Below are 10,843 nucleotides of genomic sequence, written 5' to 3' on the forward strand. Positions count from 1 at the left end.
CACATGAGTGCCGACACCATCTCGAAGCAACGTCGCGTCAGCCCGGTCTTCCTGGGAATTGTCGCGATCATGGCCGTCAGTGGCTGGGCGGTGTGGACCGACTTCGCTTCGCAACCGGGCTTCGCCGTGTTCCTGTTCGTGACGTCGGCGTGGGTCGTCTCCCTGTGTCTGCACGAGTACGCGCACGCGCGCACGGCCCTGCACAGTGGTGACATCTCGATCGGGGCCAAGGGGTACCTGACGCTCAACCCCCTCGTTTATTCACACGCCCTGCTCAGCATCGTGCTCCCGGTCATCTTCGTGATCATGGGCGGGATCGGTCTGCCCGGTGGCGCCGTGTTCATCGAGCGGGGGCGGATCCGGGGGCGCTGGCGGCACAGCCTGATCTCGGCGGCGGGGCCGCTGACGAACGTGCTGTTCGCGATCGTGTGCACGGCGCCGTTCTGGCTGGACGCGCTGGACGGGGTGCCGGACACCTTCCGTTACGCGCTCGGGTTCCTCGCCCTGCTCCAGGTGACCGCGGCGATCCTGAACTTCCTTCCCGTACCGGGGCTTGACGGGTACGGGGTGATCGAGCCGTGGCTGTCGCAGAAGATCCGGCGGCAGGTGAAGCCGTTCGCGCCGTTCGGTCTGCTCGCCGTGTTCGCCGTGCTGTGGATCCCGGAGATCAACCAGTGGTTCTTCGACGCGGTCGACTGGGTCCTTGCCGCGCTCGGCGTGCACGAGTGGGACACGTACTGGGGGCTGCAGTTCTACCGGTTCTGGCAGGGCACCCCGGAGATCCCGACGTTCACGCAGTAGGCGCGGCCTGGGCCTTCGTGGCCTGCTTCTCGGCCTTCGCCTTGCGCAGGTAGAACCACGTCATGTTCGACGTGACGCCCGCGATCAGCACCCACACGATCCCGAGGAAGCTGCCCTCGACGAAGGAGACCACGGCCGCCACGACGGCCAGGGCACAGACGACCAGGGAGAACAGTGCGATGCGGGGCATGGGGGTCGGCTCCAGACGGCGGCGCGGCGTGTAGTACGCCGACCAGTGTCCCCCATGCCCCGTGAGCGCCGGAAGGCACCCCGTACGTGCCTATACGTCGGTTACGCGCAGCCCCGCGTGCGCCTTGTAGCGGCGGTTCACCGAGATGAGGTTCGCGACCAGGGACTCGACCTGGTGGGCGTTCCTGAGGCGGCCCGAGAAGATGCCGCGCATACCGGGGACGCGGCCGGCGAGCGCCTGGACCGTCTCCACGTCGGCGCGCTCCTCACCGAGCACCATCACGTCGGTGTCGATCTCGTCGACCTCCGGGTCGATGAGCAGCACGGCCGACAAGTGGTGGAAGGCGGCGGTGACCCGCGAGTCCGGGAGCAGCGCCGCGGCCTGTTCCGCCGCGCTCCCCTCCTCCGGCTTGAGGGCGTACGCGCCCTTCTTGTCGAAGCCGAGCGGGTTGACGCAGTCGACGACGAGCTTGCCCGCGAGGTCCTCGCGCAGGGCTTCGAGGGTGGCGCCGTGGCCGTCCCACGGCACGGCGACGATCACGATGTCGCTGCGGCGGGCGCACTCGGCGTTGTCGGCACCCTCGATGCCGAGGCCGAGTTCGTCGGCGGCGGACTGCGCGCGCTCGGCGGCGCGGGAGCCGAGGATCACCTTCTGGCCCGCACGGGCGAAGCGGTAGGCGAGGCCCTTGCCCTGAGGTCCGGTCCCGCCGAGGACGCCGACGACGAGTCCGGAGACGTCGGGGAGGTCCCAGGGGTCCTTGGCCGGGGCCTTCTGGCCGCTCGGGCTGCTTTCGGTAGAGGTCATGCAGCGACCCTACTCAAGGGTATGTGTCCCGTACGGGCGGACTTCCCTCGAACGGGGCGAACCAGCTGACCACTTGAGGCACCATGCGACCCCATGGACGCCGTACGAGTAGCACTGCTGCGCGAGGTACTCGCCGGAACCGAGTGGCCCTCCGCCACCCGCCGCTTCGCCGGGGCGCTGCGCTCCTCGGTCGCGGCGCACGGTGGCGGGCTCCTCCTCGTGGGCTCCCCGACGTACGAGCCCTGGCATCTGGCGGCCCATCTGGTCGACGAGGCGGCCTGGTCCGGGACGCCCGAGCTGGCCCCCACGCTCGTACGGCACGCGGCGCGCCCGGACGACCCCGCGCACCTGGCCGTCGGCCTCGGCCGGCTGGAGGCGGCGCGGCGCGGCGAGACGCTCCTCGTGGTCACGCCGACCGAGCCGGGCGCTCCGCTGTTGGAGCGGGTGCACGACGCGCGCCGCGCGGGGGCGACGGTCCTGGCGCTCGACGCGGAGGCCGCCGGCGGTGGGGAGCTGCACGCCATGGCCCATGACGGGCTGAGCGTGCCCGGCGACACCGACCTCGATCTCGACACGGTGCAGCATCTGGTCAGTGCGGCGGCCGGCGAGAACGCGGTGGCCGCTCCGCGGGGGCGGCGGGGGTTTCGGGATCGGTTGTCGCGGCTCGCGGATCACTTGACGGCCCCGCCGCCGGCCCGGTGGTGAGGTGTCGCCCACCCGCGCGGGGCTCCGCCCCGGCCCCCGCGCCTCAATCGCCGGCGGGGCTTTAAATACTCAACCGCCGCAGCGGCCCCGAAAGCTCACTGCCCCGGCGGGTCCGTGTCCTCCGGCTTGTCGTGCCAGCGGGGGTCGGATTCCCACTCCAGGTTTCGTTCCCTCGCGGTGTCCATCGCGTGTTGGGCCTCCTCGCGGGAGGCGTAGGGGCCGAAACGGTCCTTGTTGGGGCACTCGGGCCCCTCCTCGACCTTCTTGTGCTCCAGGCAGTAGTACCACTCGCCCGGCTTTCCGACGGTTCGCTTCTTGAACAGCGCCACGGCGGCTCCTCTCGTCCCCGCCATGCTCCCCCACGCGCGCTCGTTACACTCGCTGGCATGTCTGGTCAGTCGGGGGCGTCGTCCGCCCTGCTCGTTCCGGGAGAGATCTCCCCCACCCGCTCCGTGCCCGGGAACATCCGGCGCCCCGAGTACGTCGGCAAGCCCGCGCCGACCCCGTACACGGGCCCCGAGGTGCAGACCCCGGAGACCGTCGAGGCGATGCGGATCGCCGGGCGGATCGCGGCGCGTGCCATGGCGGAGGCGGCGAAGGCGATCGCTCCGGGGGTCACCACGGACGAGTTGGACCGGATCGCACACGAGTACATGTGCGACCACGGCGCGTACCCGTCCACGCTCGGTTACCGCGGCTTCCAGAAGTCGCTGTGCACGAGCGTCAACGAGGTCATCTGCCACGGCATCCCGGACTCGACCGTCCTCAAGGACGGCGACATCATCAACCTCGACGTCACCGCGTACATCGGCGGCGTGCACGGCGACAACAACGCCACGTACCTGGTGGGCGACGTCGACGAGGAGTCGAGGCTGCTCGTCGAGCGGACCCGTGAGTCGCTCGACCGCGCCATCAAGGCCGTGAAGCCGGGCCGCCAGATCAACATCATCGGCCGGGTCATCGAGTCGTACGCGAAGAGGTTCGGGTACGGCGTCGTGCGCGACTTCACCGGGCACGGCATCAACTCGTCGTTCCACAGCGGCCTGATCATTCCGCATTACGACTCCCCGCAGGCCACGACCGTGATCCAGCCCGGCATGACGTTCACGATCGAGCCGATGCTCACGCTCGGCACGTACGAGTACGACATGTGGGAGGACGGCTGGACGGTCGTCACGAAGGACCGCAAGCGGACCGCCCAGTTCGAGCACACCCTCGTCGTCACGGAGACCGGCACGGAGATCCTCACGCTGCCGTAGGCGACGCCGCTCCCGCGCATCGAGCCCGCCCCTTTGTGGGGCGGGCTCTGCTGTTTACGTTCCCTTGATCGGAGAACCGGGTAGGTTTTTACCGACAGCGTGTCGGGAAGGCTGTAATCTTAGGCAAGCCTAACCTAATTAATACTCATCGGCGGAGGCTCCCATGGACACCCCGTTCTCCACTCTGATCCGCACCGCTTCGCACGAGCAGCACACGGAAGCGGAGACGTCGACGTTCATGGGTGATCTGCTCGGCGGGCGGCTCGGTGTGGACGCGTACGCGCGGTACACGGAGCAACTGTGGTTCGTTTACCGGGCGCTTGAGGACGGCGCCAAGCACCTTGCCGACGATCCGGTGGCCGGGCCCTTCATTCAGCCGGAGCTGCTGCGCGTGCCCGAGCTGGAGCGCGACCTCGCGCATCTGCGGGGTCCCGACTGGCGGGAGACCGTCTCCGCGCTGCCGCAGACGCGGGCGTACGCGGAGCGGGTCGCGGAGTGTGCGGCGTCCTGGCCGGGTGGATATGTGGCGCACCACTACACGCGCTACCTGGGCGACCTCTCGGGTGGACAGATCATTCGCGACAAGGCGGAGAAGACGTGGGGGTTCGCGCGCAAGGGGGACGGTGTGCGGTTCTACGTTTTCGAGGGGGTCTCGAACCCGGCGGCGTTCAAGCGGCGCTACCGGGAGCTGCTTGATGCGATCGGCGTGGATGAGTTGGAGAAGCAGCGGGTTGTGGCCGAGTGCAAGGCGGCGTTCGCCTTGAATACGGGAGTGTTTCGCGGGTTGGGCGAGGAGTTTCGGTCGGCCGCGTGATCGTTTCGCGGCACCGGCGTTACGGCCTCGGGGCTCTGCCCCGGACCCCGCGCCTCAATCGCCGGCGGGGCTGGAATTGCTCACCCGCCGCCGACCCATCAAGCTAGCCGGACCCGGCCTCCCACCTCCACCGAACCGCCCGGCTGGGGGGCCGTCAGGATTTGGGAGCCGCGACCCTGGCGGATGTTGAGGGCGCGGTCGAGTCGGCCGGTGAGTGCCAGCGCCGCCGCTCCCGTCGCCTCGTCCTCCACGATGCCGTCGCCGCGGCCGGGGAAGCCGCGGGCCCTGACCCGGCCCGCCGCCTCGTCCTCCCAGGCCCACGCGTAGATCCACTCCCCCTCCGGAGGAACCGGCAGCGCGTCCACCTCGGCGACGGAGTCGTACTGGCGCAACGTGCGGCCGGTCACCCACTCCGCACGCGCCTCGACCCAGCTGAACTCGCCGTCCTGGCGCGCCCCGACGACGCCCGCGGGCACGACGAGTTCCGGCACGTCGAGCAGCCAGGCCGTGCCGACGCAGGGGTGCCCGGCGAACGGCAGGCGCGCGGTCGGCGTGTAGATGTCGATGACGCCGCGCTCGGGATCGTCGACGAAGACCGTCTCACTGAAGCCAAGCTTGGTCGCGAACGCCTGCCTTTCGTCCCGGTCGGTCAGGCGGGAGCCGTCACGGACGACGCCCAGCGCGTTGCCCTCCCCGCCGTCGGGGGCGCAGAAGACGCGCACCACGTCGTACTCGATGCCGTACTCGTTCATGCCGGAAGTCAACCACGCGACATTCGGCGCTTGACCGGCCCTTGACCCTTCCCTGACTTGCCCATGGGCGGCACTGAGGTAAGCCTCATATAAGTTAGGTCCGCCTTAGTTGCCCCCTGTTCCTGTGCACCCCCTGTACTGCTGCTGTACGTCTTGGAGCCCGCATGCGCGCCGCCCGACTCACCGCTTCCACCGCCGTCGCCGCGGTCGCCGTCCTGACGGCCGTCACCGGCTGCACCCAGAAAAGCGACGCCAAGAGCGCCGGTTCCGGGGCGATCAAGGTGACCGCCGACGACGACAGCTGCAAGGTCTCCAAGAAGGAGTTCCCGGCGGGGCACGTGGAGTTGGCGGTCGAGAACAAGGGGTCCCGGGTCACCGAGGTCGAGATCCTCTTCCCGGACGACCGGATCGTCTCCGAGCGCGAGAACATCGGTCCCGGCACCAGGCACAGCCTCACCGCCGAGGTGAAGAGCGGCGACTACCGCATCGCCTGCATCCCCGGCATGAAGGGCAAGGGCCACCGCCAGGACGTCCAGGTGACCGGCGGGAAGAGCACCGCGAAGCGGGACCCGCGGCTCGACGACGCCGTCGCCGCCTACCGCCAGTACACCCAGGCGCAGGCCGACGAGACGCTGCCGAAGGTGAAGACGTTCACCGACGCCGTCCGCGACGGCGACCTGGCGGCCGCCAAGAAGGCGTATGCCCCCTCCCGTATCGGCTGGGAGCGCACCGAGCCGGTCGCCGAGTCCTTCGGTGACATCGACCCGAAGGTCGACGTGCGGGCCGACGGCCTCGAAGAGGGCCAGAAGTGGACCGGCTGGCACCGCCTGGAGAAGGCGCTGTGGAAGGACAAGGAGATCGGCAAGGAGGAGAAGGCGCTGGCCGACCGGCTCGACAAGGACCTCGAGGACTGGCAGCAGCGCGTCGGCAAGGCGGAGATCACCCCCACCTCCATGGCCAACGGTGCCAAGGAGCTGCTCGACGAGGTCGCCACTGGGAAGGTCACCGGCGAGGAGGAGCGCTACTCGCACACCGACCTCGTCGACTTCAAGGCCAACGTCGAGGGCGCCGAGAAGGCGTACGAGCTGCTCAAGCCGGTCGCGTCGAAGAACGACGCCGCGCTGACCAAGGAGCTGGACAAGCAGTTCGCCGCGCTGGACACGCTGCTCGACAAGTACCGCGAGGACAAGAGCAGTTACGAGTTCACGTCCTACGACAAGGTCGGCAAGGCGGAGCAGAAGGAGCTGTCGGACGCGGTCAACGCGCTGGCGGAGCCGCTGTCGCAGCTGGCCGCCGCGGTCGTCAAGTAGCCATCGCCAAGTAGCCGAGTACATGCACACGCACCACGAGGAGAGGGCCGCCATGGCGGACGACGAGACCTCCAACTCCCCTTCCCCGTCCCGGCGTTCCCTGCTCACCGTCGGCGGCGCCGGGCTCGCGCTCGGCGCCGCGGCCGCGGGCGGCGCCGTCGCCCTGGCCCGGTCCGACGACGGCTCGGACATGCAGCCCGCCGGCGAGGCGGGCGGCGCGGTGCCGTTCCACGGCGCGCACCAGGCCGGGATCGCCACGCCGGTGCAGGACCGGCTGCACTTCGCGGCGTTCGACGTGAAGACGGCCGACCGCGAGGAGTTCGTGCAGCTCCTGAAGGACTGGACGAAGGCCGCGGCGCGGATGACCGAGGGGCGCACCGTCGGCGAGGGCGCGTACGGCGGGCTCGTCGAGGCGCCGCCGGACGACACCGGCGAGGCGCTGGGACTGCAGCCGTCCCGGCTCACGCTGACGATCGGCTTCGGCCCCTCCCTCTTCGAGAAGCACGGGAAGGCCCTCGGCATCGCCGACAGTCGCCCGGAGGCGCTCGTCGACCTGCCGAAGTTCCCCGGCGAGAACCTGGAGAGGACCCGCAGCGGCGGCGATCTGTGCGTCCAGGCCTGCGCCGACGACCCGCAGGTCGCCGTGCACGCCATCCGCAACCTCGCCCGGATCGGCATGGGCAAGGTCGCCATCCGCTGGTCGCAGCTCGGCTTCGGCAAGACGTCGTCGACGACGCCGGACGCGCAGACGCCCCGTAACCTGCTGGGCTTCAAGGACGGCACCCGCAATATCGCGGGCACCGAGAAGGACCGCCTCGCCAAGCACGTGTGGGTGGACTCCCCGGGCGACGGTGCCGAGTGGATGAAGGGCGGCTCGTATCTGGTCGCCCGCCGGATCCGGATGAACGTCGAGACCTGGGACCGTACGTCGCTGCAGGAGCAGGAGGACGTGTTCGGCCGGGACAAGGGCGAGGGCGCTCCGGTCGGCAAGGCGAAGGAGCGCGACGAGCCGTTCCTCAAGGCGATGAAGCCGGACGCGCACGTGCGGCTCGCGCACCCCGACACCAACCACGGGGCGACGCTGCTGCGCCGCGGCTACTCGTTCACCGACGGCACGGACGGCCTCGGCCGGCTCGACGCGGGCCTGTTCTTCCTCGCGTACCAGAAGGACATGCGCAAGGGGTTCATCCCGGTGCAGCGCAGCCTCGCGACCGACGCGCTCAACGAGTACATCCAGCACGTCGGTTCGGCGGTGTTCGCGGTGCCGCCGGGAGTGCGGGACGGCAGTGACTGGTGGGGCCGCGGCCTCTTCGAGCAGCAGCAGAAGCAGAAGGGGGCCTGAGACGCGATGTTCGCGAACTACCTGATCGGACTGCGCGAGGGGCTCGAAGCCAGCCTCATCGTGTGCATCCTCGTCGCGTACCTGGTGAAGACGGAGCGCAGGGACGCCCTGAAGCCGGTGTGGGCCGGCATCGGCGTCGCCGTCCTCGTGTCGCTCGCCTTCGGCGCGGGCCTGGAGTTCGGCTCGCAGGAGCTGACGTTCCAGGCGCAGGAGGCGCTCGGCGGTTCGCTGTCGATCATCGCCGTGGGCCTGGTGACGTGGATGGTGTTCTGGATGCGGCGCACGGCCCGGCACCTGAAGACGGAACTGCACGGGAAGCTCGACAGCGCCCTGCAGATGGGCACGGTGGCGCTGGTCGTCACGGCGTTCCTCGCGGTGGGCCGTGAGGGCCTGGAGACGTCGCTCTTCGTGTGGACGGCGGTGCACGCCACCAGCAACGGCACGACGGACCCGGTGATCGGCGCGCTGCTCGGGATCGCCACGGCCATCGTGCTCGGCTGGCTGTTCTACCGGGGCGCGCTCCGTATCAACCTGGGGAAGTTCTTCACGTGGACCGGCGGCATGCTGGTCGTCGTGGCGGCGGGCGTCCTCGCGTACGGCTTCCACGATCTCCAGGAGGCCGGATTCATCGGCGGCCTCAACAACCTGGCGTTCGACATCAGTTCCACGATCGCGCCCGACGGCTGGCTCGGCACGCTCCTGAAGGGCGTCTTCAACTTCCAGCCCGACCCGACGGTTCTGCAGGTAACCGTCTGGTTCGTCTACCTTGTCCCCACTCTCGCCCTGTTCTTCGCGCCGCCCGGACTGTTTTCCCGCAGGGTCGCGGCAGTGCGGGCCTCCTCTTCCCGGTAGGGTTCGGGCCCGTGGCAGGGGCTGGGAGCGGAAGGTGAATCGAACGTCATGAGCGAGGCCAGGAACAGGATCGGCCGACCGGTCGCGGCGGCTGCGGCCGCGGTCGTGCTGTCCCTCACCGCCAGCGGCTGTGTGACCGTGCACGGCGAGCTGGAGATCGTCCCGACGACCACGAAGGGGCAGGCGGCACGCGCCGTCGACACGTTCGTGGACGCGTACAACGAGGCGGACAAGACGTACGACGCCGACGCCGACGCGAAGTACGTCACCGGGGCGCTCGGCGCGATCGACGCGGCGAAGCTGAAGGCGGGCCGCGCGCTCAACCCGAACGGCAACCCGAAGCACGCTCCGCTGAAGCTCACCGACACGCAGATCACGGTGCCGAAGAAGGCGGGCTGGCCGCGCTGGTTCGTGACGAACTCGGCCAACAGCCGGGTCCCCGGCTACCGCTGGGTGATGGTCTTCACCCGCAACGCCGAGAACGCGCCGTGGGCGGTCTCGTACCTGTCGCTGCTCCGCAACGGCACGGTCCCAGAGTTCAAGCAGGACAAGGACGGTTGGGGCGAGTCCGTCGACCCCGACGACTCGGGTCTCGCGCAGCGCCCGAAGGACATGGGCAAGAAGTACATCCAGTACCTCAAGAAGGGCGGGGACGACTACGTCCCGGGCCTGCACACCACGCGCTGGCGCCAGACCCGCGACAAGATCGACACGCGCCCCGGCCTCACCACGCAGTTCATCGACGAGACCCTCACCGAGGGCAACTACGCGCCCGTGGCCCTGCGCACCGAGAACGGCGGCGCCCTCGTCTTCTTCACGACCCGCCGCTACGAGAAGCTGACCGCGTTCCCCGGCAGCAACCTCCCCACGATCGGGGAGGACGTGAAGGCGCTGATGAAGGGCGAGCCCAAGCAGTCGGCGATGTACGGCTACGTCTCCGGCCAGGCGGCCATCGACCCGCCGAAGTCCTCGGGGAAGGTGAACGTGGTGTCCCGGGTGGAGGGCATCACGACGGCGGAGGGCAACTAGGCCTCGGCCTACGGCCACGCCGACGTATAGTCCGGCTCCTCCGCCCCCACATACCGCGCGCACGCATCCGTCAGCGATTCCAGCAGCGTCAACGGATCGGGCAGCGGATGCTCAGGACCCCGCACCCAGAACACCTCCCGCTCACCGGGCAGTTTCGCCGGCGGCACGAGGACGTACGACCCACGGCAGTGCCACCGCAGCCCGGGGTGCTCGTCCATGGTCTCGGGGTGGCAGTCCAGCTCGCAGGGCCACCACTCGTCCTCCTCGTCCGGCGTCCCGCGCGTCGCCGTGAAGAAGAGCATGCGGTCACCGCCGGACTCGGCGACGGGCCCGACCTCGATCCCGGCGGCGAGGAGCCGCTCCAGCGCCTCGTGCCCGGCCTCGAGCGGAACGTCGAGGACGTCGTGGACCATGCCCGTGGCGGTGATGAAGTTGGCCTGCGGCTGATGTCTCGCCCAGCGCTCGATCTGTGCGCGGTCCGTCGTGGACTGGGTCTGCCAGGCGAAGGAGACGGGGTGTCTGCCGGGGGTCGGACAGCCGACGCGGTTGCACGAACATCGGTAGTCGGAGGGGTACGCGGCCGGGGCCAGCGGCAGTCCGGCGGCGGCAGCGGCAAAGAGCAGTTCCTCACGGGCCGCATCGGCGGCCGCGGTGTCCTTCGGGCCGCGCGTGCCCCTCAGCCACCGTGAGATCAGGCCGCCCGTCGTGCGCCCCTCCGTACCGCTCCGCCCGCCGAATCGGCGACCCTGCTCCGCGCCCATCAATCCCCTCACCATCGCCGTCGAGCCACTGCTGTCGTGCCGAGTCCGGATGAACCTTGGATCAAAAGTGTCCCACCATCCTGCGCCTCGGGTGGCCACAGTCCATATCCGGGGTGTGTGAGGGTGCTCTCCGGCTAGGGCCTGTCGTTTGGATCAGGCCGGATCAGGGAGCGGGGTCTGGTGCGTGCGATCGCAAGGCGGAGGAGGGGGGGGAGGTGGGGGGG

General features: G+C 69.7%; 13 protein-coding genes. 8 read left to right on the forward strand and 5 right to left on the reverse strand.

Going from position 1 to position 10,843, the window contains the following annotated elements; translation table 11 throughout:
- Positions 1-3 precede the first annotated feature (3 nt).
- On the forward strand, positions 4-801 hold the full coding sequence (locus ACYSUO_RS37460; RefSeq protein ID WP_461780672.1) for a site-2 protease family protein: 798 nt from the start codon (positions 4-6) through the stop codon (positions 799-801).
- Here the strand turns inward: ACYSUO_RS37460 and ACYSUO_RS37465 are convergent.
- Both ACYSUO_RS37465 and npdG read right to left on the reverse strand, forming a co-directional pair.
- Entirely contained in the window at positions 791-991 is a 201-nt protein-coding gene (locus ACYSUO_RS37465; protein ID WP_327663631.1) for a hypothetical protein, read from the reverse strand. The genes ACYSUO_RS37460 and ACYSUO_RS37465 overlap by 11 nt on opposite strands.
- 90 nt (positions 992-1,081) lie before the next feature.
- Positions 1,082-1,795 carry an NADPH-dependent F420 reductase gene (npdG, locus tag ACYSUO_RS37470; protein ID WP_266720276.1) on the reverse strand — a complete coding sequence of 238 codons (714 nt, stop codon included), beginning with the start codon at positions 1,793-1,795 and terminating at the stop codon, positions 1,082-1,084.
- 93 nt (positions 1,796-1,888) lie between these two features.
- Between npdG and ACYSUO_RS37475 the strand changes: the two genes are divergently transcribed.
- Entirely contained in the window at positions 1,889-2,500 is a 612-nt protein-coding gene (locus ACYSUO_RS37475) for a hypothetical protein (protein WP_461780673.1), read from the forward strand.
- 95 nt (positions 2,501-2,595) lie between these two features.
- On the opposite strand, the gene ACYSUO_RS37480 is transcribed toward ACYSUO_RS37475, so the two are convergent.
- Positions 2,596-2,829, reverse strand: coding sequence for a hypothetical protein (locus tag ACYSUO_RS37480; RefSeq protein ID WP_426903936.1), 234 nt, complete (start codon positions 2,827-2,829; stop codon positions 2,596-2,598).
- 57 nt (positions 2,830-2,886) lie between these two features.
- Here ACYSUO_RS37480 and map point away from each other — a divergent pair, with 57 nt between their 5' ends.
- Together map and ACYSUO_RS37490 are read left to right on the forward strand one after the other, a co-directional pair.
- The gene (map, locus tag ACYSUO_RS37485) at positions 2,887-3,759 is read left to right on the forward strand and encodes a type I methionyl aminopeptidase (protein WP_461780674.1); all 873 of its coding nucleotides are present in this window, start codon (positions 2,887-2,889) and stop codon (positions 3,757-3,759) included.
- A 163-nt stretch (positions 3,760-3,922) separates the two neighbouring features.
- Positions 3,923-4,573: a biliverdin-producing heme oxygenase gene (locus tag ACYSUO_RS37490; protein ID WP_461780675.1), complete on the forward strand. Its 651-nt coding sequence runs from the start codon at positions 3,923-3,925 to the stop codon at positions 4,571-4,573.
- 98 nt (positions 4,574-4,671) lie between these two features.
- Here the strand turns inward: ACYSUO_RS37490 and ACYSUO_RS37495 are convergent, their stop codons facing one another.
- Positions 4,672-5,325 (reverse strand): PhzF family phenazine biosynthesis protein, encoded by a 654-nt coding sequence (locus ACYSUO_RS37495; RefSeq protein ID WP_461780676.1) that lies wholly within the window; start codon positions 5,323-5,325, stop codon positions 4,672-4,674.
- 164 nt (positions 5,326-5,489) lie between these two features.
- Between ACYSUO_RS37495 and efeO the strand changes: the two genes are divergently transcribed.
- From efeO to ACYSUO_RS37515, 4 genes are read left to right on the forward strand one after another with little or no spacing between them, the layout of a single operon-like run.
- Positions 5,490-6,635 carry an iron uptake system protein EfeO gene (gene efeO, locus ACYSUO_RS37500; RefSeq protein WP_461780677.1) on the forward strand — a complete coding sequence of 382 codons (1,146 nt, stop codon included), beginning with the start codon at positions 5,490-5,492 and terminating at the stop codon, positions 6,633-6,635.
- Positions 6,636-6,657: 22 nt separating this feature from the next.
- Positions 6,658-7,977: an iron uptake transporter deferrochelatase/peroxidase subunit gene (efeB, locus tag ACYSUO_RS37505; protein WP_461780678.1), complete on the forward strand. Its 1,320-nt coding sequence runs from the start codon at positions 6,658-6,660 to the stop codon at positions 7,975-7,977.
- 6 nt (positions 7,978-7,983) lie between these two features.
- The gene (gene efeU / locus ACYSUO_RS37510) at positions 7,984-8,829 is read left to right on the forward strand and encodes an iron uptake transporter permease EfeU (RefSeq protein ID WP_461780679.1); all 846 of its coding nucleotides are present in this window, start codon (positions 7,984-7,986) and stop codon (positions 8,827-8,829) included.
- Between the two features lie 48 nt (positions 8,830-8,877).
- Entirely contained in the window at positions 8,878-9,858 is a 981-nt protein-coding gene (locus ACYSUO_RS37515; protein ID WP_461780680.1) for a hypothetical protein, read from the forward strand.
- Positions 9,859-9,866: 8 nt separating this feature from the next.
- Here the strand turns inward: ACYSUO_RS37515 and ACYSUO_RS37520 are convergent, their stop codons facing one another.
- Positions 9,867-10,619, reverse strand: coding sequence for a bifunctional DNA primase/polymerase (locus ACYSUO_RS37520; protein ID WP_461780681.1), 753 nt, complete (start codon positions 10,617-10,619; stop codon positions 9,867-9,869).
- Positions 10,620-10,843: the final 224 nt, after the last annotated feature.

It is taken from the genome of Streptomyces sp. UC4497 (assembly GCF_054871485.1).